General features: G+C 72.4%; 26 protein-coding genes. 20 read left to right on the forward strand and 6 right to left on the reverse strand.

What is annotated here, in order from left to right; translation table 11 throughout:
- Positions 1 to 148 precede the first annotated feature (148 nt).
- Complete coding sequence (locus H9L09_RS11105) at positions 149 to 643, reverse strand: inorganic diphosphatase (protein ID WP_187577039.1); 495 nt, start codon at positions 641 to 643, stop codon at positions 149 to 151.
- Positions 644 to 738: 95 nt separating this feature from the next.
- On the opposite strand from H9L09_RS11105, the gene dacB reads away from it, so the two are divergent.
- From dacB to folE, 6 genes are all read left to right on the forward strand, one after another.
- Entirely contained in the window at positions 739 to 2,217 is a 1,479-nt protein-coding gene (gene dacB / locus H9L09_RS11110) for a D-alanyl-D-alanine carboxypeptidase/D-alanyl-D-alanine endopeptidase (RefSeq protein WP_187577040.1), read from the forward strand.
- Positions 2,218 to 2,254: 37 nt separating this feature from the next.
- Positions 2,255 to 3,331: a zinc-dependent metalloprotease gene (locus H9L09_RS11115; RefSeq protein ID WP_246455963.1), complete on the forward strand. Its 1,077-nt coding sequence runs from the start codon at positions 2,255 to 2,257 to the stop codon at positions 3,329 to 3,331.
- A 4-nt stretch (positions 3,332 to 3,335) separates the two neighbouring features.
- Positions 3,336 to 4,349 (forward strand): tRNA lysidine(34) synthetase TilS, encoded by a 1,014-nt coding sequence (gene tilS / locus H9L09_RS11120; RefSeq protein ID WP_187577041.1) that lies wholly within the window; start codon positions 3,336 to 3,338, stop codon positions 4,347 to 4,349.
- Positions 4,350 to 4,354: 5 nt separating this feature from the next.
- Positions 4,355 to 4,906 carry a hypoxanthine phosphoribosyltransferase gene (gene hpt, locus H9L09_RS11125; protein ID WP_187577042.1) on the forward strand — a complete coding sequence of 184 codons (552 nt, stop codon included), beginning with the start codon at positions 4,355 to 4,357 and terminating at the stop codon, positions 4,904 to 4,906.
- 190 nt (positions 4,907 to 5,096) lie between these two features.
- The gene (gene ftsH / locus H9L09_RS11130; protein ID WP_187577043.1) at positions 5,097 to 7,094 is read left to right on the forward strand and encodes an ATP-dependent zinc metalloprotease FtsH; all 1,998 of its coding nucleotides are present in this window, start codon (positions 5,097 to 5,099) and stop codon (positions 7,092 to 7,094) included.
- 38 nt (positions 7,095 to 7,132) lie between these two features.
- On the forward strand, positions 7,133 to 7,708 hold the full coding sequence (folE, locus tag H9L09_RS11135) for a GTP cyclohydrolase I FolE (protein WP_246456513.1): 576 nt from the start codon (positions 7,133 to 7,135) through the stop codon (positions 7,706 to 7,708).
- Here the strand turns inward: folE and H9L09_RS11140 are convergent.
- Together H9L09_RS11140 and H9L09_RS11145 are read right to left on the reverse strand one after the other, a co-directional pair.
- Positions 7,689 to 8,981, reverse strand: coding sequence for a glycosyltransferase family 2 protein (locus H9L09_RS11140; RefSeq protein ID WP_187577045.1), 1,293 nt, complete (start codon positions 8,979 to 8,981; stop codon positions 7,689 to 7,691). The genes folE and H9L09_RS11140 overlap by 20 nt on opposite strands.
- A 2-nt stretch (positions 8,982 to 8,983) precedes the next feature.
- Entirely contained in the window at positions 8,984 to 9,952 is a 969-nt protein-coding gene (locus H9L09_RS11145; protein WP_187577046.1) for an FkbM family methyltransferase, read from the reverse strand.
- Positions 9,953 to 9,993: 41 nt separating this feature from the next.
- On the opposite strand from H9L09_RS11145, the gene folP reads away from it, so the two are divergent.
- The 7 genes from folP to H9L09_RS11180 all read left to right on the forward strand — a co-directional run bounded on the left by folP (position 9,994) and on the right by H9L09_RS11180 (position 14,571).
- On the forward strand, positions 9,994 to 10,854 hold the full coding sequence (gene folP / locus H9L09_RS11150; RefSeq protein WP_187577047.1) for a dihydropteroate synthase: 861 nt from the start codon (positions 9,994 to 9,996) through the stop codon (positions 10,852 to 10,854).
- Positions 10,851 to 11,300, forward strand: coding sequence for a nuclear transport factor 2 family protein (locus H9L09_RS11155; protein ID WP_246455964.1), 450 nt, complete (start codon positions 10,851 to 10,853; stop codon positions 11,298 to 11,300). The genes folP and H9L09_RS11155 overlap by 4 nt, the downstream gene beginning before the upstream one ends.
- On the forward strand, positions 11,287 to 11,688 hold the full coding sequence (gene folB, locus H9L09_RS11160) for a dihydroneopterin aldolase (RefSeq protein ID WP_187577049.1): 402 nt from the start codon (positions 11,287 to 11,289) through the stop codon (positions 11,686 to 11,688). Before H9L09_RS11155 ends, folB begins: the two co-directional genes overlap by 14 nt.
- Positions 11,685 to 12,254, forward strand: a complete 570-nt coding sequence (gene folK / locus H9L09_RS11165) for a 2-amino-4-hydroxy-6-hydroxymethyldihydropteridine diphosphokinase (RefSeq protein WP_187577050.1) — start codon at positions 11,685 to 11,687, stop codon at positions 12,252 to 12,254. Before folB ends, folK begins: the two co-directional genes overlap by 4 nt.
- The gene (locus tag H9L09_RS11170) at positions 12,251 to 12,769 is read left to right on the forward strand and encodes a DUF3180 domain-containing protein (RefSeq protein WP_187577051.1); all 519 of its coding nucleotides are present in this window, start codon (positions 12,251 to 12,253) and stop codon (positions 12,767 to 12,769) included. Before folK ends, H9L09_RS11170 begins: the two co-directional genes overlap by 4 nt.
- A 4-nt stretch (positions 12,770 to 12,773) precedes the next feature.
- Entirely contained in the window at positions 12,774 to 13,415 is a 642-nt protein-coding gene (locus H9L09_RS11175; RefSeq protein WP_187577052.1) for a hypothetical protein, read from the forward strand.
- 64 nt (positions 13,416 to 13,479) lie between these two features.
- Complete coding sequence (locus H9L09_RS11180) at positions 13,480 to 14,571, forward strand: GNAT family N-acetyltransferase (protein WP_187577053.1); 1,092 nt, start codon at positions 13,480 to 13,482, stop codon at positions 14,569 to 14,571.
- A gap of 382 nt (positions 14,572 to 14,953) precedes the next feature.
- Here H9L09_RS11180 and H9L09_RS11185 read toward each other — a convergent pair whose 3' ends face one another.
- Positions 14,954 to 15,946 (reverse strand): ABC transporter ATP-binding protein, encoded by a 993-nt coding sequence (locus H9L09_RS11185; RefSeq protein WP_281390639.1) that lies wholly within the window; start codon positions 15,944 to 15,946, stop codon positions 14,954 to 14,956.
- Between H9L09_RS11185 and H9L09_RS11190 the strand changes: the two genes are divergently transcribed.
- From H9L09_RS11190 to H9L09_RS11210, 5 genes are all read left to right on the forward strand, one after another.
- Complete coding sequence (locus H9L09_RS11190) at positions 15,947 to 16,687, forward strand: ABC transporter permease (RefSeq protein ID WP_246455965.1); 741 nt, start codon at positions 15,947 to 15,949, stop codon at positions 16,685 to 16,687.
- Positions 16,687 to 17,418 (forward strand): ABC transporter permease, encoded by a 732-nt coding sequence (locus H9L09_RS11195; RefSeq protein WP_187577054.1) that lies wholly within the window; start codon positions 16,687 to 16,689, stop codon positions 17,416 to 17,418. The genes H9L09_RS11190 and H9L09_RS11195 overlap by 1 nt, the downstream gene beginning before the upstream one ends.
- 101 nt (positions 17,419 to 17,519) lie before the next feature.
- Positions 17,520 to 18,500 carry an ABC transporter substrate-binding protein gene (locus H9L09_RS11200; protein ID WP_223164005.1) on the forward strand — a complete coding sequence of 327 codons (981 nt, stop codon included), beginning with the start codon at positions 17,520 to 17,522 and terminating at the stop codon, positions 18,498 to 18,500.
- 137 nt (positions 18,501 to 18,637) lie between these two features.
- Positions 18,638 to 19,768, forward strand: coding sequence for a sulfotransferase family protein (locus H9L09_RS11205; protein ID WP_187577055.1), 1,131 nt, complete (start codon positions 18,638 to 18,640; stop codon positions 19,766 to 19,768).
- Positions 19,768 to 20,760, forward strand: coding sequence for a glycosyltransferase family protein (locus H9L09_RS11210; RefSeq protein WP_187577056.1), 993 nt, complete (start codon positions 19,768 to 19,770; stop codon positions 20,758 to 20,760). The genes H9L09_RS11205 and H9L09_RS11210 overlap by 1 nt, the downstream gene beginning before the upstream one ends.
- A gap of 56 nt (positions 20,761 to 20,816) precedes the next feature.
- Here H9L09_RS11210 and H9L09_RS11215 read toward each other — a convergent pair whose 3' ends face one another.
- On the reverse strand, positions 20,817 to 21,203 hold the full coding sequence (locus H9L09_RS11215; protein ID WP_187577057.1) for a hypothetical protein: 387 nt from the start codon (positions 21,201 to 21,203) through the stop codon (positions 20,817 to 20,819).
- Between the two features lie 578 nt (positions 21,204 to 21,781).
- Positions 21,782 to 22,999: an NADH-quinone oxidoreductase subunit D gene (locus H9L09_RS11220; RefSeq protein WP_246455966.1), complete on the reverse strand. Its 1,218-nt coding sequence runs from the start codon at positions 22,997 to 22,999 to the stop codon at positions 21,782 to 21,784.
- A 30-nt stretch (positions 23,000 to 23,029) separates the two neighbouring features.
- Between H9L09_RS11220 and H9L09_RS11225 the strand changes: the two genes are divergently transcribed.
- Positions 23,030 to 23,521 carry a PH domain-containing protein gene (locus tag H9L09_RS11225; RefSeq protein ID WP_187577059.1) on the forward strand — a complete coding sequence of 164 codons (492 nt, stop codon included), beginning with the start codon at positions 23,030 to 23,032 and terminating at the stop codon, positions 23,519 to 23,521.
- The gene (locus H9L09_RS11230) at positions 23,518 to 24,924 is read left to right on the forward strand and encodes a PH domain-containing protein (RefSeq protein ID WP_187577060.1); all 1,407 of its coding nucleotides are present in this window, start codon (positions 23,518 to 23,520) and stop codon (positions 24,922 to 24,924) included. Before H9L09_RS11225 ends, H9L09_RS11230 begins: the two co-directional genes overlap by 4 nt.

The following is a 24,924-nucleotide window of genomic DNA, read 5'->3' on the forward strand; positions in this document are numbered from 1 at the left end:
CGGGTGGGGGCTGGGGCGGCACGGGTCGCGGCTGTGCGCGAAACCGGCGGCGACACGCGAACGGACGGCCGCCTCAGCAGGCGACCGTCCGGTCGAGGTGTCGTGCGGTGCCCGGCGCCCACGCGACGTGGGGGCCGGACTCAGTAGGTCAGTGCTGGTGCGACGTGCCCTTGGCGCGCTCGAAGGAGGCCACGACCTCGGCCTCGGCCTCGGTGCGCCCCACCCAGTTGGCGCCCTCGACCGACTTGCCGGGCTCGAGGTCCTTGTAGACCTCGAAGAAGTGCTGGATCTCCAGCCGGTCGAACTTCGACACGTGGCTGATGTCGCGCAGGTGCTCGAGCCGCGGGTCGGTGGCCGGGACGCAGAGGACCTTGTCGTCGCCGCCGGCCTCGTCGGTCATGCGGAACATCCCGATCGCGCGGCAGCGGATCAGGCAGCCGGGGAAGGTCGGCTCCTGCAGCAGCACGAGGGCGTCGAGCGGGTCGCTGTCGAGTCCGAGCGTGTTCTCGATGAAGCCGTAGTCAGCGGGGTACTGGGTGGAGGTGAACAGCGTCCGGTCCAGGCGGATGCGTCCTGTCTCGTGGTCGACCTCGTACTTGTTGCGCTGACCCTTGGGGATCTCCACCAGGACGTCGAACTCCACTGTTCACTCCTCCGCTTGCCGATGCCGATGCCGTGAGCACGTTCGGTTAGTGTCCCGCACAGAGGCAGCAGGTGGGTAGGCGGGAGGGGTGCGAGGTGTCGCAGGGTGATGCGGAGCCGGTCGCCGACGACGCTTCGCGACCCGTGCCGGCCTCGGGACGCAGGCTGCGCCGCTGGTCGACGGGGCTCGTCGTCGTGCTGCTGCTGGCCGCGCTGACGACGTACCAGTTCGACCTCGGCACCCGCTGGTTCGACCTGGGGCCGCCGTCGCCGGTCAGCGAGCCGGCGAAGGTGCCGCCGCCGCCCGGCCTCTCGCTGCCGCAGCTGGGGACGGCCCCCGCGGTCGCTGAGTCCACCGCGCCGGCGGATGCCGACCCGGTGGCGGTACGGCGGGCCGTGGCCGCCCTCGCCGCGAGCCGCGCGCTGGGCCCGCGGGTGGCCGTGGACGTCGCGCAGCTCTCCGACGGGGAGAGCGTGCTCAGCCAGGGTCCCGCCAAGGTGACGCCCGCCTCCACGCTGAAGCTGCTCACCGCCGGGGCGGCGCTGGTGCAGCTCGGTGCCGACCACCGGTTCACCACCTCCGTGGTGCGCTCGGGGCCGCGGGGCCCGATCGTGCTCGTCGGTGGCGGCGACCCGTTCCTGGCCAGCCAGCCGGTGGACGACGCCGACGTCTACCCGCCCCGCGCGGACGTGCAGACGCTGGCCCGTTCCACCGCCCGGACCTTGCGGGCATCGGGCCGTGACCGGGTGCAGCTGCGCTACGACGCCTCCCTGTTCTCGGGGCCGCAGCTGAGCCCGCACTGGGGGGCGTCGTACTTCCCCGACAACGTGGTCACCCCGATCAGCTCGTTGTGGGTCGACGAGGGGCTGCAGCCGAACGGCTACCAGCGCTACGCCGACCCGGCGGCCGCGGCCGCGGAGGTCTTCGCCGACGCGCTGCGGGAGCGCGGGATCAAGGTCGTCGGACAGCTCCGCCCCGGGCGCGCGGCGCCGGAGAGCACCGAGCTCGCTGCCGTGCAGAGCGCCCCGCTGGGCCAGATCGTGGAGCGCGTGCTGCAGGTGAGCGACAACGAGGGGGCCGAGGTGCTCGCCCGGCACGTCGCGCTGGCCGCCGGTGCGCCCGCCACCTTCGAGGGCGGCGCCGCCGCGGTGCTCGAGACCCTGGGCGGGGTCGGCGTCGACGTCGCCGGCAACCAGACGTTCGACGGGTCCGGACTGTCCCGGGACGACCGGCTCCGGCCGGAGACGCTGCTGAGCCTGCTGCACGTCGCGGCGACCTCCGAGCAGCACCCGGAGCTGCGGCGGCTCCTGAGCGGGCTGCCGGTCGCCGGCTTCACCGGCTCGCTGACCTACCGCTTCGACACCGGCTCACCGCTCGGGCTGGGTGCGGTGCGGGCCAAGACCGGCACGCTCACCGGGGTGCACGGGCTGGCCGGTACGGTCACCACCCGGGACGGGGCGGTGCTGGAGTTCGTCGCCATCGCCGACCGGGTCGCGCTGCGGGACAACGCCACCGCCCAGGCGATCGTGGACCGGCTCGCGGCGGCGCTGGCCGCCTGCCGCTGCGCCGCCTGACGGGTCCGCTCCACCGGGCGGCACGTAGTGTCGTGCCATGGTGCGACGCTCGACGATGATCGACTGGGACCTGGCTGTGTCAGCCGCCTCGCGGATGGCTGGGCCGGGGCCCAACATCTCGCGTGCTGAGGCGGAGGACGCGGTCGCCGAGCTGCGCGGCGGCGCGGGGCTGTCCACGCCGCTGGTGCGCGAGTTCACCGGGCTGGTCGCCCAGGAGCGCACTGCGCCGGTCCTGGTCGTGGACCGCGCCGGCTGGATCCAAGCCAACGCCGACGGCTTCGCCCAGGTGCTCTCGCCGCTGGTGGACAAGCTCCAGCAGCGCAAGGGCGCCCCGTCCCCGATGGCGGAGGCCGTGGGGTCCCGGGTGACAGGCCTCGAGGTGGGCGCACTGCTCGGCTTCATGTCCTCGAAGGTGCTCGGCCAGTTCGACCCCTTCTACGGCCTCGACGACGCCGACCCGGCGGCCCCGGCCGGCCGGCTGCTGCTGGTGGCCCCCAACATCGTCCACGCCGAGAACGAGATGGACGTCGACCGGCGCGACTTCCGGCTCTGGGTGTGCCTGCACGAGGAGACCCACCGGGTGCAGTTCACGGCGGTGCCGTGGATGCGCGACCACATCAATGCCCAGATCGACGGGCTCGTCGGCGGCGTCGAGGTGGACCCGGCCCGACTGGCCTCGATGGTCGGCGAGGGCGCGCGCCGGATCGGTGACGTGCTGCGCGGCGACGAGGAGGTCTCGTTGCTCGAGCTGTTCTCCTCGCCGCAGCAGCGCGAGGTGCTCGACCGGATCACCGCGGTGATGTCGCTGCTCGAGGGGCACGCCGACGTCGTCATGGACGGTGTCGGCCCGGAGGTGATCCCGTCGGTGGCCGCGATCCGGCGCCGGTTCAACGAGCGGCGCAAGGGCGCCGGACCGCTGGACCGCGTGCTGCGCCGGCTGCTCGGCCTCGAGGCGAAGATGGCGCAGTACCGCAACGGCGCGGCCTTCGTCCGCGGAGCCGTGGACAAGGTCGGCATGGAGGGCTTCAACGCGGTCTGGGTCGGTCCGGAGAACCTGCCGAGCCGCGACGAGATCGGCGACCCCGAGGCCTGGGTGCGCCGCGTGCACGGCTAGGTCCGTGAGCCTGGATCCTGCGGTCGCCGCCGTACGCCGTGCCGTCCGGTCCGCGCTGGCCGGCCTGCCCGGACCGGAGGAGCCGTCGTCGGCCGGCGTCCCGCCGGTCCTGGTCGCCTGCTCCGGAGGTGCCGACTCGCTCGCGCTGCTGGCGGCCACGGTCTTCGAGGCCCGCGGGTCCCGGCGCGTGGTCGGGGTCACGGTCGACCACGGCCTCCAGGAAGGTTCCGCGGGCCACACGGCCCGGGTCGTGCAGCAGATGGCGACCCTCGGCGCCGACGAGACCGTCTCGGTCCGGGTGCGGGTGGAGCCGGCCGGCCGGGGTCCGGAGGCAGCAGCCCGGGAGGCGCGCTACGCCGTCCTGGAGGAGGTCGCCGGGCGCACCGGCGCGGCCGCCGTGCTCCTCGGGCACACCGCCGACGACCAGGCCGAGACGGTGCTGCTCGGGCTGACCCGCGGCTCCGGGGGCCGGTCGATCGCCGGGATGCGGCGCGGCTTCGGGCCGTTCCTGCGCCCGCTGCTCGACCTGACCCGGGCGCAGACCGAGGCCGCCTGCACGGCGCAGGGGATCGGGTTCTGGTCCGACCCGCACAACGACGACGACCGGTTCACGCGCAGCCGGGTCCGCCGGCACGTGCTGCCGGTCCTCGAGGCCGAGCTCGGCCCGGGCGTCGCCGCCACGCTCGCCCGCACCGCCGACCAGGTCCGGGAGGACGTCGAGGCGCTCGACGCGCTCGCCGACGCGGCCCGGCAGGAGGCCGCTGTCGCCGGCGAGCCCGGCGCCCTGGACGCCCGGGTGCTCGCCGGCCAGCTTCCGGCGCTGCGCCGTCGCGTGCTGCGACTGGCCGCACTGGCCGCCGGCTCGCCCGGCGCCGAGCTGTTCCGCGTGCACGTGCTGGCGATGGACGCCCTGGTGACCGACTGGCACGGCCAGCGCGAGGTGCAGCTGCCCGGGCACGTGTCGGTGCGGCGCAGCGGGGGCGTGCTGCGGTTCGCCCGCGGGCCTGTGGCAGGCTGAGCCGCATGGACGAGAAGGACATCGAGGGCGACCTGGTCAGCGTCCTCTACACCGAGGCCGACATCCAGCAGCGGCTCGGTGAGCTCGCCGCCGCGATCGAGAAGGACTACGAGGGCAAGGAGATCCTGCTCGTCGGCGTCCTCAAGGGCGCGGTCATGGTGATGGCCGACCTGGCCCGGCACTTCGGCCGGCACGTCGAGATGGACTGGATGGCGATCTCGTCGTACGGCTCGGGGACCAAGTCCTCCGGCGTCGTCCGGATCCTCAAGGACCTCGACACCGACATCAGCGGCCGCCACGTCCTGGTGGTCGAGGACATCATCGACACCGGGCTGACGCTCTCCTGGCTGATCTCCAACCTGGCCTCGCGCGGTCCGGCCTCGGTCGAGATCTGCACGCTGCTTCGCAAGCCCGAGGCCCAGCAGATGAGCGTGGACGTGAAGTACGTCGGCTACGACATCCCCAACGAGTTCGTGGTCGGCTACGGCCTCGACTACGCCGAGAAGTACCGCAACCTGCGCTCGATCGGCACCCTCGCCCCGCACGTCTACTCCTGACCGCCGGGGCCGCCGGAGCGCTCGGGCCCGGTCCGTCCCGCGCCGGGGCAGACCGCCGGGTTGGGTATTCGGCCTCCGAGACGGGACAATGGGGAGGTCGGCGGACCAACGGTCGTCGTTGGCGCTCGCGTGTACTTTCGTTACGCGGATCAGTTGACCTGGCAGGAGGGCGGGGCCCGAGCCCCGGGACATGGACGTTAAGCGAATTTTCCGCGGCCCCTGGTTGTGGATCGTGGTGGCTGTCGTGGGCGTGCTCGTCGCGCTGCAGTACCTCGCTCCGAACGGCGGGTACGACCAGATCGACACCTCGACGATGGTCAAGGACATCAAGGACGGCTCCGTCAAGGAGATCACGTTCATCGATGGCGACCAGGAGATCCGGGCCACGCTCGACGACGGCACCAAGGTCATCTCGTCGTGGGTCTCCGGCCAGCAGCAGAGCATCATCGCCGAGGCCCAGAAGCAGGTCGAGGCCGGCAAGATCGAGACGGCGAACTCCCAGAACCCGCAGCCCAGCCTGCTCGGCTCGATCCTGGCGACCTTCCTGCCGTTCGTGCTGATCATCCTGCTGTTCCTGTTCCTGATGAACCAGGTCCAGGGCGGCGGCGGCCGGGTCATGCAGTTCGGCAAGTCCAAGGCCAAGCTGATCTCCAAGGACATGCCGAAGACGACCTTCGACGACGTCGCCGGCTGCCAGGAGGCGATCGAGGAGCTCGGCGAGATCAAGGAGTTCCTCCAGGAGCCGGCCAAGTTCCAGGCCGTCGGCGCCAAGATCCCCAAGGGCGTGCTGCTCTACGGCCCGCCCGGCACCGGCAAGACCCTGCTCGCCCGCGCCGTCGCCGGCGAGGCCGGCGTCCCGTTCTACTCGATCTCCGGCTCGGACTTCGTGGAGATGTTCGTCGGTGTCGGCGCCTCCCGCGTCCGCGACCTGTTCGAGCAGGCCAAGGAGAACGCCCCCGCGATCGTCTTCATCGACGAGATCGACGCCGTCGGCCGGCACCGCGGTGCCGGCATGGGCGGCGGCCACGACGAGCGCGAGCAGACGCTGAACCAGCTGCTCGTGGAGATGGACGGCTTCGACGTCCGCGGCGGCGTCATCCTGATCGCCGCGACCAACCGGCCCGACATCCTCGACCCGGCGCTGCTGCGCCCGGGCCGCTTCGACCGCCAGATCGGCGTCGAGGCCCCGGACCTGGCCGGCCGCCACAAGATCCTGCAGGTGCACAGCCGGGGCAAGCCGATGGCCACCGACGTGGACCTGATGTCGGTCGCACGTCGTACGCCGGGCTTCACCGGCGCCGACCTGGCCAACGTGCTCAACGAGGCGGCGCTGCTGACCGCCCGGGAGAACTCCAAGATGATCGACGACGCCGCGCTCGACGAGGCCATCGACCGGGTCATCGCGGGGCCGCAGAAGCGCACCCGTCTGATGAGCGAGAAGGAGAAGCTCATCACCGCCTACCACGAGGGCGGCCACGCCCTGGTGGCGGCGGCGTTGCCGGGCACCGACCCCGTGCACAAGGTGACGATCCTGCCCCGCGGCCGCGCGCTCGGCTACACGATGGTGCTGCCCGACGAGGACAAGTACTCCCAGACCCGCTCGGAGATGCTCGACAAGCTGGCCTACATGCTCGGTGGTCGCGCGGCCGAGGAGATGGTCTTCCACGACCCGACCACCGGCGCCGGCAACGACATCGACAAGGCCACCTCGCTGGCCCGCGCGATGGTCACGCAGTACGGCATGACCGAGCGGCTCGGCGCGATCAAGCTCGGTGAGGCGCAGGGCGAGCCGTTCCTCGGTCGCGACATGGGCCACACCCGCAACTACTCCGAGGACGTCGCTGCGATCGTCGACGAGGAGACCAAGAAGCTGCTGAGCGTGGCGCACCAGGAGGCCTTCGACATCCTGGAGGAGAACCGCGACGTGCTCGACTCGCTGGTCACCGAGCTGCTGGACAAGGAGACCCTGGACAAGGCTGCGGTCGCCGCGGTCTTCGAGCCGCTGCGCCGGCGCCCGCTGCGACCGGCCTGGACCGGCTCCCCGGACCGCTCGCCGTCCTCGATCCCGCCCGTCGACGTGCCGAAATCGGCCTCCAACGGCCACCACCCCGGCACCGAGGCCGGCGTGATCCTGACCCCGCCGGGCAGCGGCGGCGACGTGCACGGCGACCCGGGCGTCTCTTCGTGACCACCCTCGACCCGATCACCCAGGCGCCGCGCGAGACGATCCCCGACTTCGACCAGGCGCGTGCCGAGGCCGCGGTGCGCGAGCTGCTCATCGCGGTCGGCGAGGACCCGGACCGCGAGGGACTGCTCGACACCCCCGCCCGGGTGGCCCGGGCCTACAAGGAGCTGCTCGCCGGCATGCACCTGAGCGCCGAGGAGGTGCTCACCACCACCTTCGACCTCGGGCACGACGAGCTGATCCTGGTCCGCGACATCGAGCTCTGGTCGATGTGCGAGCACCACCTGGTGCCGTTCACGGGCGTGGCGCACATCGCCTACATCCCCAACGAGAACGGCCGGATCACCGGGCTCTCCAAGCTGGCCCGGCTGGTGGACGTCTTCGCGAAGCGCCCCCAGGTGCAGGAGCGGTTGACCACCCAGGTGGCCGACTCGCTGATGCGGATCCTGGAGGCGCGGGGGGCGTTGGTCGTCATCGAGGCCGAGCACCTGTGCATGACGATGCGCGGGGTGAAGAAGCCCGGGTCCAAGACGATCACCTCGGCCGTCCGCGGCTCGCTGCGGAACCCGGCGACCCGCGCCGAGGCGATGAGCCTGATCACCGCCCGGCGGCACTGACTCCCGTCTGGGTCTCGCCGCGGTCGCTGTTCTCGCCGGTCCCGCCGCCTTCGGTGTGGTCGCCGGTCTCGCCCCGGTCGGCGTGGTCGCCGGTCTTACCGTGGTCGCGGCGCCCGCCGCCGTGCGGTGGCCGGGCGACCACCCGTCCCTCGACGTGCCACTGGGTCTCCGGCTCGGTGCCGGCCCGCTCCAGACCGTGTGACAGGCGCTGTGCCGGCCCGGGTTCCCCCTCGCCGAGCTCCTCGCGCAACGACCGCAGCAGCGGCGCCGGGTGCAGGGAGTAGCCCGGGAATCCGAAGTGCCTCTTGTCTGCGCCCGCGAGCAGTTCGAGCAGCGTCCGCACCTCGGCGAGCTCGGTGCTGTCGAAGCCGGAGGGCCGGTAGCCGTGCCGCTGCGCCGGCGGCGTCATGAGGAAGCCGAGCTCCTCCAGGGTCTCGGCGTCGTCCTGGACGAGCCGGCGGTAGACCTCCATCAGCAGCTCGCGCTTGCGCTCCTCGCCGAGGTGGTCCTTGGCCAGGATCGACCGGACGCAGGCGCGGATGCGGCTCTTGCGCGGCTGGAAGCTCGAGGGCGATCCGCTGGAGAGGTGCGCCAGCCACTTGCGGACGAACTCCTCGCCCGAGTAAGACTCGTAGTGGAGCAGCCGCAGGTCCTCGGAGCGCAGCGGCTTCACGCTGTGCCCCTCGTGGTCGACCACCCGGTGGATGCCCAGCCTCCGGTCGAGCGTCGGTCGCAGGCCGGGCTTGCCGCTGGTGTGTCCGTTGAAGTAGTCGCTCATCCGCGGTCGGCGTACGACCTCGAACGTGCTCAGCAGCCAGAGGTCGTCGCGGGACAGGGGGAACTTGAACCGGTCCACCGGGCCGTCCCACCGCGGCCGGCTGAGCGCCTCGAGCGTCTGCAGGCCCACCGCGGTCACGTCGTCGGGCAGCGACAGCAGCGACGCCTTGTCCACGTCGAGGCACTCGTCGCCGTCGAGGTGGACGAGCCACGCGACCCGGTCGAAGCAGCTGAGCACGGTATTGACCAGGTTCGCGTTCACGAACTGCCGGGTGTTCAGCTCGGAGGGGCGCTGGTCGGCCCAGTAGCCGGGGCCGGTCGGCACCGAGGTGACGTGCGGGGTCGCCGACAGCAGCGCCTGCACCTCCGGGTCCGCGTCGTCGACGAAGACGAACAGGTGGTCGGCGCCTGCCGCCAGGTTGCGCTCCACGAACGCCCCGACGTTCTCGGGGGAGTCCCTGACGGTGCTCACCGTGCAGACCAGCCCGGCGTGCACGCTCACTCCTTGCTCGGCCGCGCCGGCGCACGCGTGAGGGCTTCGGCGCGCACCATGACCATGTCGAACTCGATGACGCGCAGCGTCGCCGCGTGCCGCGAGACCGGGTACATGCCGGTGATCTCGAAGCCCTGCCGCTCGTACTCGCTGAGCTGTTCGGGTAGCCGGGGCATCCCGTCGTAGATCGGCACGCAGGCAACCTCGGACTGCATCGCGAGCACCTCGCCGATCCGATCGCCGGCGCCCCGGAACGTCTGCAGGTCGTAGCCCTGCGTGTCCATCTTGAGGTAGACCCGCGGCTGCGACAGCCCGGCTACGACCTCGTCGAGGACCCCGTCCAGACGGCGGATCTCGATCGTCTCCGGGGTAGGTGCCGTGAGCTGCTCGGTGAAGACCTTGCGGCCGAAGTCGCTGGCGGGCAGCAGCGAGCTCAGCCGCTTGCCGGGGGTGGTGTTGATCTGGGCGGTCGTGTTCGAGTCCCCCAGCGCATAGGGCAGCACCCGCCACTCCGGGTCGTCGGCCGCTGCGGCCTCGAGCAGCTCGACGAACTCCGCGACCGGCTCGAAGGAGACGATGCGGCCGGTGTAGCCGGCCGTTCGCAGGCGGCGGGCGTACTGACCGGCGTTGGCGCCGACGTCGAGGACACAGTTGATCCGCGCCTCCCGCAGCACGTGGGCGACGTGTTCCTCGGCAAGCCAGTTCCCCAGCCCCCGCTGGACCGCGCCCATGTGCGCGCGGGCCGCAGCCAGGTCCACCAGCAGCCCGGACCGGGCCTCGGGAGGGCCGACGCGGTGCCACTGGCGTCGCGGACCTTGCTGCACGAGCCAGGCGTCGTCGTCGAGGCGGCGCAGCCGCTGCCGGGTGTCGGTCCAGGGTGCCTGCACGAGCCAGGCGCCCAGGCCGATCGGGCGCACCGGGGTGCGTCCGCGGAGGCCGGACTTGCGCAGGAGGCCACTCAGTCTGTGAGGCATGCGCGTCAATCTACGGGAGGCCGGCCGGATAGGCTCGGCCCATGTTCGAGCGCCCGCCTCGGTACGTCGACGGCCTGCCGCGGCCCGACCGCTGCCTGGTGATGGGCGTGCTCAACGTGACCCCGGACTCCTTCTCCGACGGGGGCCAGTTCCTGGACCGGTCCCGGGCCGTCGAGCACGGGCTCGGGCTGGCCGCCGAGGGCGCCGACCTCGTGGACGTCGGCGGGGAGTCCACGCGCCCGGGCGCGGTCCGGCCCGGCCCGCAGGAGGAGCTCGAGCGGGTTGTCCCGGTGGTCGAGGCGCTGGCGTCGCAGGGCGTGCAGGTCTCCGTCGACACGATGCGTGCCTCGGTGGCCGAGGCGGCGGTCGAGGCGGGTGCGGTGCTGGTCAACGACGTCTCCGGCGGCCTCGCCGACCCCGAGATGTTCGGCACCGTCGCGCGGCTGCGGGCGGCGTACGTCCTGATGCACTGGCGGGCGCACTCGGCCACCATGCAGCAGCACGCGACGTACGCCGACGTGGTCGGCGACGTGGCCGAGGAGCTCCGCGGCCAGCTCGACAAGGCCGTGGCCGCCGGGATGGACCCGGCCCGGATCGCGCTGGACCCGGGGATCGGCTTCTCCAAGACCGGCGCGCAGAACTGGGAGGTGCTGGCCGGCCTGGGCAGGCTCCACGAGCTCGGGCTCCCGATCCTGGTCGCCACCAGCCGCAAACGGTTCCTCGGCACGCTGCTCGCCGGCGCGGACGGCGAGCCGCGCCCGCCGCTGCAGCGCGAGGACGCCACCACGGCCACCTCGGCGCTGGCCGCGGCGGCCGGAGCATGGTGCGTGCGCGCGCACCGGGTGCGGGCCACCCTGGACGCGGTCCGGGTGGCCGGCCGCTGGGCAGGCGCGGCCTCGTGAGCTCCGCGGAGGTCCACGCCGAGGTGGAGCAGGCGAACGCCGCGTTCTACGCCGCGTTCGAGAACGCCGACCTCGACGCGATGCGGGACCTGTGGCTGGAGGACCCGGAGACGCTGTGCGTGCACCCGGGCGCGATGCCGGTGCGCGGCACCCCCGCGATCAGCCGCTCCTGGGCGCTGATCATGGCCAACACCCCCTACATCCAGTTCTTCCTCACCGACGTCGAGGTCAGCGTGCTCGGCGGCGCACCCGCGGGCGGCCGCGCCGTGGCCTCGGTGACCTGCACCGAGAACGTCCTGACCGGCGACGAACGCGCTGGCACCGACGTGTTCGGCGGCGCGAAGGCAGTCGCGACCAACGTGTTCGTGCACGCTGAGGACGGCTGGCGGTTGTGGATCCACCACGCGTCACCGGTACTGTCGAGGGAGAACGATGACGACGCATGACAACCTCCGGGACGGCGGCACCGGTCACCCGGACCGGCTCTCCGTCCTCGGGATCGAAGCCGTCGGGCACCACGGAGTCTTCGACTTCGAGCGGCGCGACGGTCAGGTCTTCAAGGTCGACCTGACGCTCGGGATGGACACCCGCCCCGCAGCGCTCAGCGACGACTTGCAGGACACCGTCGACTACGGAAGCCTCGTGTCGGCAGTGAAGCAGGCGATCGAGAACGACCCGGTCGACCTGATCGAGACGCTGGCCCAACGCATCGCCGACGTCTGCCTCTCCGACCGGAGGGTGGGCTGGACCACGGTGACCGTGCACAAGCCGGATGCGCCCATCCAGGCGACGTTCTCGGACGTCGCACTGACGATCCATCGGAGCCGACAGTGACAGAGACCCCCAACCCGCACATCGTCGACACCGACACCCTGACCGGGGAGATGCACCCGATCCGGCGCTGCGTGATCGCGATCGGCTCCAACCTCGGCGAGCGGCTGAACAACCTCCAGGGCGCTGTCGACTCGCTGGCCGACACCCCGGAGGTCTGGGTGACCTCGGTGTCCCCGGTCTACGAGACCACGCCGCTGGACGCCCCCGAGGGCTCCGCGGAGTTCCTCAACGCGGTCCTCCTCGCCGACACCACGCTCTCCGCCCGCACCTTGCTCGAGCGGGCGCTGGCGGTGGAAGACGCCTTCGGCCGGGAGCGCACCGGCGAGTACGGCGCCCCGCGGACCCTCGACGTCGACTTGATCGTCGTCGGCGACCGGCGCGCCCACGACGACGACCTGGTGCTGCCGCACCCGCGGGCGCACGAGCGCGCCTTCGTGCTGGCGCCGTGGAACGACGTCGAGCCCGACGCCGAGCTCATCGACCACGGACCGGTGGCGGAGCTGCTGGCGAAGGCCGGCGCGGACGGCGTCTCCCGGAGAGACGACCTGGAGCTCTCCCTGCAGTGAGCCGCCAGACGGACCCCGAGGACGAGCCGGTCCCCGAACCCCCGGGTCCCGCCGGCCGGGTCGGCCCCACGCCACCGGGCCTGCTCCTGGGGCTCGCCCTCGCCGGCCTGGTGCTCGGCTGGCTGGTCCGACCGGCCTGCGTGCGCCTCGGCGTGCCCGCACCCCGGGTCAGCTGGCTGCCGGTGCTCGCCCTGCTGCTGGTCGCGCTCATCCTCGGCGCGGTCGCCTGGTCGACGTACCGCTCCCTGCAGAAGCGGGGTGAGCGTCTGGAGCCGCACCGCGCCGTCAACCGGTTGGTGCTGGCCAAGGCGTGCGCGCTGACCGGCGCGGTGGTGGCCGGCGGCTACCTCGGCTACGCGCTCAGCTGGGTGGGGCTGACCGACGCCGAGCTGGGTCAGCAGCGGCTCGTCCGGTCGCTGGTCGCCGGGCTGGCCGGTGTGGCGATCGTCGCGTCATCGCTGGTGCTGGAGCGAGCGTGTCGCATCCGTGACGGCGGTGACGAGAACCTACGCTGAGCGCATGGCCAGTCCTTCCCCGCACGACCTGCCGGCCCGGCCGCACCGTCGACGTCAGCGCAGCGTCCGCGTCACCGTCGCCGTCGCCCTCCTCAGCCTGGCCACCGCCGTCGTGGTCGTGGCCGTCCCCACCCAGTCGGTGCTCTGGCTGACCGTCGCCTCGGTCCTGGCGCTGGCGTGCGGCTGGGCGGCCGCCCGGATCGTCTACACCGAGCTCGTGCAGAGCCGTCGCGACGCCGCCACCGACCGCGCGGCGCAGGCGCAGGCCTACCGCAGCATGTTCGCCGAGCGGGCCACCGAGCACGCCGAGTTCACCACGGGGATGACCGACCGGCTGTCGCTGCGGGAGCGTGAGATCGCCGAGCTGACCTCCACGGTGGTCGCCGCCGAGATGCGAGCCGTCGAGGCCGAGTCCCGGGTCCAGCGCGAGGCCCGCCGCGCCAACGAGGCGTCCGAGCGTGCGAGCGAGGCGCAGTCGCGCGTCCACGAGCTCGAGAAGCTGGTCGAGGAGCTCGAGGTCCACCGGGCCGAGCAGTTCGACCAGCTCGCCTCCTGGGAGGGCTTCGAGACCGTCGTGGACCTGATGGCCTGGGAGCAGAAGGTCACCGCGGCCCAGCACGCGGAGCCGCAGCAGAAGCAGGCCTGAGCCCGCGGTCCACCCGGGACCCGCTGTCCGGAAGTCAGCCCGGTACGGAAGACTGGCTCGGGTGATGCCGACGAGCGACGCCCACGCCAGCGACCACCACGAACCGCAGAACCCCCGGCTGTTCCTGCCGGAGAGCACGCGGGCCCAGCTCCCCGAGGGATGGCGCGCCGACGCCCCCGACGAGCGCGACGTGCCCGAGCTGACCGCGCTGGCTCGGCGCCACGAGACGCGGGCCCGTGGCTGGGCGAGCTCCTCCGAGGAGGACCTGCTCATCGAGGTGTCGGAGCGGGGCTACCTGAACCGCGAGAACCTCGTCTTGCGCGACGCGGCCGGTGAGCTCCGTGGGTTCGCCAGCGCCCACGACCGGGCTGCGGGCCGGATGCTGCTGACCGTCACCGTGGACGACCGGATCGGCCCGGAGCTCGAGGACCGCGCCGCCGAGGCGCTCTTCGCGTGGGCCGACGAGGCCGCGAGGAGGATCGGCGCGGAGCGGGGCCTGGAGGTCCAGCAGATCGACTCGGGAGCCTTCGCCGACGACGATCGGCAGCACCGGTGGCTGCAGACGGCCGGCTTCGAGAAGGTCCGGACCTGGTGGCAGATGAGCCGGCCGGTGACGCCCGACGAGGCCGACCTTGACTCGGAGATCGGTCACGGTGTCCGGATCCGCCAGGTCGAGCGGCAGGGCACCGGGATGCCCTCCGAGGAGGACCTGCGGATCGTCCACGACGTCCTCGAGAGCGCCTTCGAGGACCACTTCAACTCCCACGAAGAGACCTTCGACGAGTTCGTCTTCCGGCTGCGCGAGGACCCCGGCCACCGCTGGGACCACTGGTGGATCGCCGAGGTCGTCCCGGACCCCGACGACCCCTCCTCCGAGCCCGAGCCGGCCGGGGCGCTGGTCGGCGTGGTCGCCGACGGCGAGCCCGCCGGGAGCTACGTGGAGTACATCGGGGTGCTCGCCAACGCCCGCGGCCGCGGGGTGGCGAAATCGCTGCTGCGCACGGTGATCGCCGACGCCGCGACCCGGGGACGCGACCGGGTCGGCCTCGAGGTCGACGCGAGCAGCCCCACCGGAGCCGAGGGGCTCTACGTGTCGATGGGCTGGACGACGAAGTACACGACCGAGTCCTGGCACAAGGACGTCCCGGTCACCTGACCCCCTCCACCCCGCCCCTGCCCCACCCACCCCCTGCCGAGTCGGCGCATCTGCAGCGTTGAACCCTGTCGAGTCGGCGCATCTGCAGCGTTGGACCCTGCCGAGTCGGCGCATCTGCAGCGCTGGACCCGGCCGAGTCGGCGCGTCTGCAGCAGCGATCTCCTGGTGCCGGGCGCCAGAGCTGAGGTCACGCCCTTTTAAATGTCGTCCGCGAATGCGGAGAGCCGCACACGTCAGGCTCCGGTTGCGCTGCAGTTGCGCCGACTCGGCGGGTTCTTGGGGTGCAGATGCGCCGACTCGGCCGGTTTTTTGGGCTGCAGTTGCGCCGACTCGGCGGGTTTTTGGGGTGCAGTTGCGCCGACTCGGCGGGTTTGGGGGTCGGTCAGGGGGTGGCGGGGTCGACGGCCACGGAGCGGCGCAGCGCGCGGTGCACGGCCGTGGGGGTGAGCACCCCGATCGGCTGCCCGTCGCGGGTCACGGCGATCCGGTCCTCGTCCTGGCGCAGCAGGGTGGCCAGGGCGTCCTCGAGGGAGTCGGTGACGGCGACCGAGTGGGTCGGTGACGACCCGTCGAGCGGCTCGAGGTCGGCGGTGTCGATCGGCGTGACCGCCAGGCGCCGCAGGCCGCGGGAGGCCCCCACGAAGTCGGCCACGAAGTCGTCGGCGGGGGCCCCGAGCAGGTGCGCCGGCTCGGCGTACTGCGCGAGACGGCCGCCGGCGGCGAACACCGCCACCATGTCGCCCATCCGAACCGCCTCGTCGATGTCGTGGGTGACCATCACGACGGTCTTGCCGAGGTCCCGCTGGAGCCGGAGGAACTCGTCCTGCAACCGGGTGCGCACCAGCGGGTCGACGGCGCCGAACGGCTCGTCCATCAGCAGCACGGGCGGGTCGGCGGCCAGGGCCCGGGCCACGCCCACCCGCTGCCGCTGCCCTCCGGAGAGCTGGTGGGGGTAGCGGCCGCCGTACTGCTGCGGGTCGAGCCCGACCAGCTCGAGCAGCTCGTCGGCCCGCGCCTTGGCCCGCGACCGGTCCCAGCCCAGCAGCGTCGGCACGGTCGCCACGTTTGCGCGCACGCTCTGGTGCGGGAACAGCCCGGTCTGCTGGATGACGTAGCCGATCCGGCGCCGCAGAGCCACCGGGTCGGAGTCGGTGATGTCCTCGCCGTCGATCAGGATCCGGCCGGCGGTCGGCTCGATGAGCCGGTTGATCATCTTCAGCGTCGTCGACTTGCCGCAGCCGGACGGTCCGACCAGCACGACGAGCGCGCCGGGGGGCACGTCGAGGTCGAGCTCCTGGACCGCCACCGTCCCGTCGGCATAGGTCTTGCCCACGCCGACGAGCCGGATCATCGGCTGTTCGCTACGGTCACTCATGTGGCTCCCTCGTCGAGCGTCCTGACGTTCGTGCACGGCACTCTCGCCGGCACGGACGCGCCCGCCGTGGCCGACAACTGCCTGGTGCGCAACGACTGGGTGTGCGGGGAGTACCTCCGCTCCCGCGCACCGCAGATCACCGACGCACTGGTGCAGCACATCTGGATCACCGTCGTCTCCGTGCTCCTGGGCCTGCTGGTCGCGTTCCCGCTGGCGCTTCTGGCCCGACGCTACCGAAGGCTCGAAGGCTTCGTGGTCGGGGCCACGACCGCGATCTACACGATCCCGTCGCTGGCGCTGTTCGCGCTGCTGCTGCCGTTCACCGGGCTGACCGCGACGACGGTGATCCTCGGCCTCGCGCTGTACTCCCTCACGATCCTGGTCCGCAACGTCATCGAGGGCCTCAAGGGCGTTCCCGAGGACGTCCGGGAGTCGGCGCTCGGCATGGGCTACGGCCGCCGCCGGATGCTGCTCGCCGTCGAGGTGCCGCTGGCGCTGCCGACGATCATCGCGGGGGTCCGGGTGGCCGCGGTGTCCACGGTCGCCCTGACCACAGTCGGTGCGATCGTCGGGTACGGCGGCCTTGGCAACCTGCTGCTGGAGGCCGTCGACAGCCGCTTCAAGGCCCAGGTCCTGACCGCCGCGGTGCTGTGCGTAGCGCTCGCGGTCGCCTTCGACCTGGTGCTCGTCGGGGTGCAGCGGGTGCTCACTCCGTGGGCGCGGACGAGGAGGGCCGGCTGATGCTCCAGAGCGTCCTGGACTGGCTCGCCGACCCAGCCACCTGGCAGGGGGAGAACGGCATCCCGAACCGGCTCCTCGAGCACGGTCTGCTCACGGTCACCGCGACGCTCGCCGCGGCCGCACTGGGTCTGCCGCTGGCGGTCTGGCTCGGCCACAAGGGGCGCGGCGGCACCCTGGCGATCAACATCTCCAACGTCGGGCGGGCGGTGCCGACCTTCGCCGTGCTGCTGCTCCTCGCCCTCGGACCGGTCGGCACGGAGTACTTCGGGGCCTACGGTCGCGCCGGGCTGTCCACGCTGGTGGCCCTGGTGCTCTTCGCGCTGCCGCCGATCATCACCAACACCTACGTCGGGATGCAGGGCGTCGACCGGGACACCGTGGAGGCCGCGCGGGGGATGGGCATGACCTCGACCCAGCTGCTCCGGTCGGTGGAGGTGCCGCTGGCGCTGCCGCTGATCCTGACCGGGCTGCGGCTGGCGATCGTCCAGGTGTGGGCCACCGCCACCATCGCCGCCCTGGTGGCCGGGCCGGGGCTGGGCCGGATCGTCACGCTCGGCTTCGTCCGCCAGGACACCGGGCAGGTCGTCGGCGGCGCGCTGGTGATCGCCGTCATCGCGCTGCTCCTCGAGGTGGGCATGGTGGCCCTGCAGAGGGTGCTCGACCCGGTCGCCCGGGCCCGTCGTACGACGGCCGCAGCGGCGGCCCTGGGTTCTGTCGGCTCCCGCCCGTAGGCTGTTCGCCGTGGGTGCCGCCGCCCGGGATCGACCCGGTCGGCGAAGTGCCCTCCGGACACGCGCGGCACGCCGCGGGACACAGAAGGTGGGAGCACCCCATGAGCATGAACACGCCTGTCGGTCGACGCCTCGGACGCCTCGCGGCGGTGATGGCGATCGCGCCGCTCGCCCTGCTCGGCGCCTGCGCCGGTGAGGACGCCCTGAACGCCGACTCCGGCAGCAGCGGCAGCAGCGGCGGCAGTGGCGGCGGCGAGGTCGTGGTCGCCGGCCAGAACTTCAGCGAGATGCAGATCATGACCGAGATGTACGCCGCCCTGCTCAGGGACGCCGGCTACGACGTCACGGTGAAGCTGGTGGAGAGCCGGGACGTCTACGCCCCGCAGATGGAGAAGGGCGCGGTCGACGTGTCCGCGGACTACCTCTCCTCGATGACGGAGTACCTCAACAAGCAGGAGAACGGACCGGACGCCCCGGTGGTGGCCTCGCCGGACACCGACGCCACCCTCGCCAAGCTCAAGGAGCTCGCGGCGCCGCGCGGGATCGAGCCCCTGCAGCCGGCCGAGGCCGAGGACGCCAACGCCTTCGCGGTCACCAAGGAGTTCGCGGAGAAGAACGACCTGAAGACCCTCAGCGACCTCGCCGCGCTCAACCAGCCGGTGACGCTGGCGGCGGCCGAGGACTGCTCGCAGCGCACCGACTGCGAGATCGGGCTGGAGAAGACCTACGGCCTCGACATCACCAAGGTGGTCCCGTTGGGCTTCGGCACCACAGGCACCAAGGACGCGCTCGCCAAGGGCGAGGTCGACCTCGGCCAGGTCGGCACCAGCGACGCGACGCTGGACCAGCTCGGTCTGGTGATCCTCGAGGACGACCAGAACCTCCAGAACGCCGAGAACCTCGTGCCGATGGTGAACAGCGACTTCCTCAAGGCCCACCCGGACGTCGCCGACGTGCTGAACGAGATGTCCTCGCAGCTGACCACCGAGGACCTGGCGACCATGATCGGCAAGGTCGACCTCGAGCGGCAGCTGCCCGAGGACGTGGCCACCAGCTACCTCCAGGACCAGGGTCTGCTGTAGCCAGCGGGGGCATGGCGACCGGATCGCCCTGCTGCGGTTATCCTGAGGCCTGCTGCGCCGGTCCACGCGAGTACGTCGACGTACGGCTGCCGGCGCCGTTGCAGCCGTACGCCCCGCAACTGTGGAGGACCTGACCAGTGTCACAGCCCGCCCAGGACCTACCCCCCGAGGTAGCCCTCACGCTCGAGGACCTCGAGGTGGCGCGGATTCCCGAGGACGTCTCGGCCGACCGACGGATCGTCCTGGTGGCCGGCTCCGGCCGCAGTGGCACCAGCCTGATGTCGGGCATCCTGAAGAGCATCGGGCTGCACGTGCCCGAGCCGGAGGTGGTGGCCGACAGCACCAACCCGAAGGGGTTCGGCGAGCCGCAGTGGGTGGTGGACTTCCACGACCTGCTGCTCCGGCGCGCGATCGTGCACCCCTCCGACGCCCGCCCGGGCGCCTGGTTCGACGCCGGTCGGGTCTCCGGCCGGGAGGCCTTCCGCGCGGACCTGACCACGTGGCTCGAGGAGCAGTTCGCGGTCGCCGACCAGCTGGTCATCAAGGACCCGCGGCTGGCCTGGTTCCTGAGCCTGTGGCGCGTGGCCGCCGTGCGGGCCGGTGCGTCCACCTCGATCGTCACGATGCTGCGGCCGCCGGCCGAGGTCGTGGCGAGCAAGAACAAGTACTACGGCGGGCGGCTGGGCGACATCAGCCGGTTGGCCGGCTGGACCAACATGATGCTCTACACCGAGCGGGCCACCCGGGGCTCCCGGCGGACCTTCGTGCGCTACCACGACCTCCTCGACGACTGGACGAGCACGATCGTGCGGGCGGGGGAGGAGATCGAGCTCGACTCGATCACCCACGCCGGCATCGACCGGATGAAGGAGGTCCACAACTTCGTCGACCCGGCGCTGCACCGCGTCCGGTCCGGCTGGGAGGACCTCTCGGTGCCGCAGCCGCTGCAGGAGGTCGCGGAGGCGACCTGGCAGCAGCTGAACAAGCTCGCCGAGCCCGGAGGCGACACCCCGGACGTGCGGGAGGAGCTCGACGGGCTCCGCCGCGTCTACGGCGACCTGTACGCCGAGGCCGAGGCGCTGACCAGCTCCACGGCCGAGGCCGCCGGCCCGACCTTCCTGCGCTCGGTGCGTCGGGCGCGGGAGCAACGCGCGGCCGAGGCCGTCGCGGCCGAGCTCGCCGAGGCCAGCGCGGCCCGCAGGGCGGCCGTCCGGGCGCGCGGGATCGCCGGGCGCGCCAAGCGCCGGCTCCAGGGCCAGGGCGGCTGATGGGCCAGCGCGACAACCTCCGGGTCCTGCACAACCTGGAGGGCAGGTCCGACTTCGACGTCGCCTGGCCGCGGGACCACCGCCGCCTCGAACCCGGCCTCACCTCGGTGCTCCGGGTGAAGAACGAGGCCCGGAGCCTCCCCTGGGTGCTGCCGCCGCTCTTCCGGGCCGTGCAGCAGGTCGTGATCGTGGACAACCAGTCCGACGACGGCACGCCCGAGGTGGCGCGGTCGGTGGCGGCTGCCTGTGGCGCCGCGGACCGGCTCACCGTGACGGAGTACCCCTTCGACGTCAGCCGCTGCGGCGCCGAGCACCTCGGCACCCCGGAGATGTCGGTCCACAACCTGGCCTACTTCTACAACTGGTCCTTCTCGCACGTGCACACGGCCTACTCGATGAAGTGGGACGGCGACATGGTGCTGACCGCCGAGGGCGTGGACACGATCGCCGACCTCGCCTGGCAGCTGGAGAACGTCGAGGCGGTCGTCTCGATGCCGCGGCACCCGCTGTTCGTGGAGAGCGACCAGGTCGCCTACCTCGACGTCTACATGATCAACGTCGAGGACTACGTCTTCCCGATGGGCGACGACTACCGCCACCACAAGGCCTACGAGTGGGAGATCCGGATGGTGCCGCGGCACGCCCGCCGGATGCGCCTGCCACAGGGCCTGTGCGTCGAGCTGAAGTACCTCGACAGCGACGAGTTCGACCACTGGGTCAGCCCGGAGGCGTTCGGCACCAGCTCCCGGACCATGCGCAAGCTGCGGGAGTGGGACGTCTTCCACGCGCTGCGCGAGGGCCGGGCCGACGAGGTCGAGGGGATCGTCCGCATCGTCGCCCCCGAAGGCGTGCACGTCATCGACCACGTCACCTCGACCTGGCTGCCCCGCCACGAGCGACCGATCGTGGTCCCGCTCGAGGAGCGGCCCGACAACGCGGAGTACGGCTCCGAGGACGACGCCGTCGGCGACGAGGACAACAGCCGCTCCTGACCGGGCCCCGCGGGCCGGAGGCGAGCGGTCAGCAGAGCGGAGGAGCGGACCGGCGCTCAGGCCTGCGCCGGCACGACCTTCGCGGCGAAGCGGGCCGCCAACGCGTCGGGGTCCAGGGTGCCCGCGACCAGCTGCTGGGTCGGCCAGTGCGAGACGTCGAGCCCGGACAGCTCCTTGAACCGCTCGAAGTCCTCGCGGTAGAGCTTCAGCAGCCCCTCGATGTCCGCTCCGGTCGGCGCAGTGCCCGGGACCAGCGGCTTGTTCTGCATGCCGTGGGGCAGCTCCGGCACCTCCCCGAAGCGGTCGAGCTCCAAGAAGTCGGTCAGCCGGTTCATCGCGCCCTCGTGGTCGGCCAGGAACGCCTTGAACTCCAGCACGTGCCACTGCTCGCGGTCGAACAACGAGAAGCCCCGCTCCAGCTGGGCGCCGTAGTAGCCGCGCACCACCCCCGAGCGCAGCCGGAAGCCGCCGACGTGCGCGCCCTCGGGATCTGCTCCTGCAGGCCGGGGGACGGTACTGGGTGAGGAACTCGGGCCAATCCGGCGCCGCCTTCGGCCAGCGGTCGACGACCATCATCCACTGCGAGAACAGCCGCTCCAGCGGGTCGCGGAAGATCGCGACCAGCTTCAGGTCCGGGTCGTAGCGTCGCATCCGCTCCAGGGCCTGCGGCCACCACAGGTACACCGGGGTCGCGTCCCCCAGCAGCCGCTGCCGACGGCTACGCCGCGGCGCCACGTAGTCGGAGAAGTCCGGGTTCGCCCAGTCCTTCGCCTCGTCGTCGAAGTAGTGCAGCTCCTTGCGCGGTGCCCGCAGCACCTGCGGGTGCCGGCTCAGCAGCCCGGACAGCGACGTCGTCCCGGACTTCTGGGTGCCCACGATCGAGAAGCCGTAGCGGAGCACGCCGAGCTCCCCCGACCGCTGAGACTGCTCGGGCTCCATCCGACTTCCTCCCTGCGCCTGCATCGGTGCCGGCACCCTGCACCGACATCGAGCGAGAGGTTACACGGGGCCGCTCAGGTCCTCACTTGTCGACGTCGCCTACGACGAAGAACATCGAACCGAGGATCGCCACCATGTCCGCCACCACGCAGCCCTCGAGCACCTCGGGCAGCACCGCGATGTTGTTGAACGACGCGGTGCGCAGCTTTATCCGCCACGGGGTCTTCTCCCCGCGCGAGACCAGGTAGTAGCCGTTGATCCCGAGCGGGTTCTCCGTCCAGGCGTACGTCGACCCCTCCGGCGCCTTGAGGATCTTGGGCAGCCGGACGTTCACGGGGCCGGCGGCGATCGAGCGCAGCCGGTCCACGCACGCCTCGACGAGGTCCAGCGAGACCTGCACCTGGTCCAGCAGCATCTCGAAGCGGGTATAGCAGTCCCCGTCCTCCCCGGTGACCACCTGGAGCACGCCGTCGGCGCGGAGCTGGTCGTAGGCGAGGTACGGCTCGTCGCGGCGCAGGTCGAAGTCCACGCCGGCGGCCCGGGCGATCGGGCCGGAGACGCCGTACGCCTCGATCAGCGCCGGTGAGATCACCCCCACCCCGCGGGTGCGCGCCCGGAAGATCTCGTTGCCGAAGATCAGGTCCTTGATCTGCGGCATCCGCGAGCGGACCGCGGCGGTCGCCTGGTCGACCCGGTCCAGCCAGCCGGCCGGCACGTCCTCCTTGAGGCCGCCGACCCGGTTGAACATGTAGTGCATCCGGCCGCCGGAGACCTCCTCCATGACCGCCTGCAGCGTCTCCCGCTCGCGGAACGCGTAGAAGATCGGGGTGATCGCGCCCAGCTCGATGGGGTAGGAGCCCAGGAACATCAGGTGGTTGAGCACCCGGTTCAGCTCGGCCAGCATCGTGCGCAGCCACACCGCACGCTGCGGCACCTCCATGCCGAGCATCCGCTCGACGGCCAGCACCACGCCCAGCTCGTTGGAGAACGCCGAGAGCCAGTCGTGCCGGTTCGACAGCACGATGATCTGCCGGTAGTCGCGGACCTCGAACAGCTTCTCCGCGCCCCGGTGCATGTAGCCGACCACCGGCTCGCAGGCGGCGATCCGCTCGCCGTCGAGGGTCAGCCGCAGCCGGAGCACGCCGTGCGTCGCAGGGTGCTGCGGGCCGATGTTGAGCACCATGTCCTGCGTGGCCAGTCCGGGGCCGCCGCCGCGCTCGTGGCCCCCGAAGGAGTCGGAGAAGCCTGCGGCGCCGGCACCGATGCCGACCACCAGCTCCTCGCGTCCTTGACGGCTCACGCGGCTCATCCTTGCACGTACGCTCGGGTCGTGGACGACCTCTTCGCGCCGCCCGGCACGCCATGGCGCCGTGTGTCCCCGGCGCTCGGCCGGGTGCGCAGGATCGTGCTCGCCGGCGTCGTCGGCGGTCTCGCCGTGGCGGTGCTGCTGCTGGGCTGGCTGGGGCCGCTGCCGGGGCTGGTCACGTGGCCGGTGCTCGGGCTGCTGGTGCTGGTGCTGGTCGGCGGCTGGGTGTTCGTCGGCCGCAGCGTGGCGCGCTGGGGCTACGCCGAGCGCGACGAGGACCTCTACATCACCCACGGCGCCTGGGTCCGGAGGCTGGTCGTGGTGCCCTACGGGCGGATGCAGTACGTCGACGTGCACGCCGGCCCGCTCGACCGGGCCTTCGGCGTGGCCACCGTGCGGCTGCACACCGCCAGCCCGGCGACCTCCGCGCACGTCCCCGGGCTGCCCGCCGACGAGGCGGCGCGGCTGCGGGACCGGCTGACCTCGCTGGGCGAGGCGCAGGCGGCCGGGCTGTGAGCGAGCCGGAGCCGGTGGCCCCCGCGGCGGCGCCGGTCGGGCACGAGCCACGCCGACTCTCGCCGATGACCCCGCTGGTCCGCGGCGGGATCTACCTGGTCGCGCTGGTCGCCACCACCTGGGACGACCTGCTCGCCGGCCGGCTCGGCCCGATCGCGCTGACCCTGATCGCGGTGCTGGCCGCCGGGATGGTCGCCGGCTACGCGTCCTGGCTGCGCACGAAGTACTGGATCGAGGACGACGAGCTCCGCATCGACACCGGGGTGATCTCCCACCAGTCCCGGCGGATCCGGGTCGACCGGCTGCAGGGCATCGACATCGTCCAGCCGTTCCTGGCCCGGCTGTTCGGGCTGGCCGAGCTCAAGATGGACACCGCCGGCGGCAGCCGCGAGGGCTCGCTGGCCTTCCTGCCGCTGGCCGAGGCGCACCAGGTGCGCGAGTCGCTGCTGGCCCGCCGCGACGCCGTACGCCGGGCCGCGCCGGCCGGGACGGAGCCGCCGGTGCCCGGTGCGCTGCCGGCCGCGCAGCGGGGCTGGCAGCCACCCGACCACGACATCGCGGCCCTGGACCTGCGCACCTTGGTGCTGAGCAGCCTGCTCTCGCTGGGCACGATCGCGGCGGTGGCCGGCGCGGCGTTGCTCGGGGTCGCCTTCGCGTTCCAGGGCATGGCCGTGGTCGCGCCGATGGTCCCGGTGGTGGTCGGCTTCGTGCTGGTGCAGCTGCGCCGGCTCTCGGGCTACCACGGCTTCACGGTGTCGCAGACCAGCGCCGGCCTGCAGGTGCGCCGCGGACTGTTCGAGCGGACCACGCAGACCATCACCCTGGCGCGGGTGCAGGGGGTCGTGGTCAGCGAGCCGCTGCTGTGGCGGCGGCTCGGCTGGGCGAAGCTCGACGTGTCGGTGGCCGGCTACGGCGGCGGGGCGGAGGCCGAGGGCGGCCCGTCGGCCACCACGGTGATGCCGGTGGCCCCGCGGGCGGTGGTGCTCGAGCTGGCGCGGCACCTGCTGCGCGGCCGGCCCACGCTGCCGGTCGACGACGAGCAGGGCTCGCTGCAGGTCGACCCCGACGCCGTACCGCTCACGTCGCCGCCGCGACGGGCGCGGTGGCTGGACCCGGTCGGCCGGCGGTTCCTGGCCGCGGGCATGGGCGCGGACCTGGTCGTCTCCCGGGGCGGCTGGCTCGTGCGGCGAACCCACGCCGTGCGGCACGCCCGGGTGCAGTCGCTGCGGATCCGGCAGGGCCCGGTGCAGCGCCGGCTCGGACTGGCCGACCTGGTCCTCGACAGCCCGCCGGGGCCGGTGTCCGTGCGGCTGCAGCACCGGACGCAGGCCGAGACCCGCGAGCTGCTGGAGGCGGCGGTCGTGCTCGGCAGGAAGGCGCGCTTGGCCGCTCTGGAAGGGTGA

Origin of the sequence: Nocardioides mesophilus (assembly GCF_014395785.1) — a bacterium.
Classification (GTDB): domain Bacteria; phylum Actinomycetota; class Actinomycetes; order Propionibacteriales; family Nocardioidaceae; genus Nocardioides_B; species Nocardioides_B mesophilus.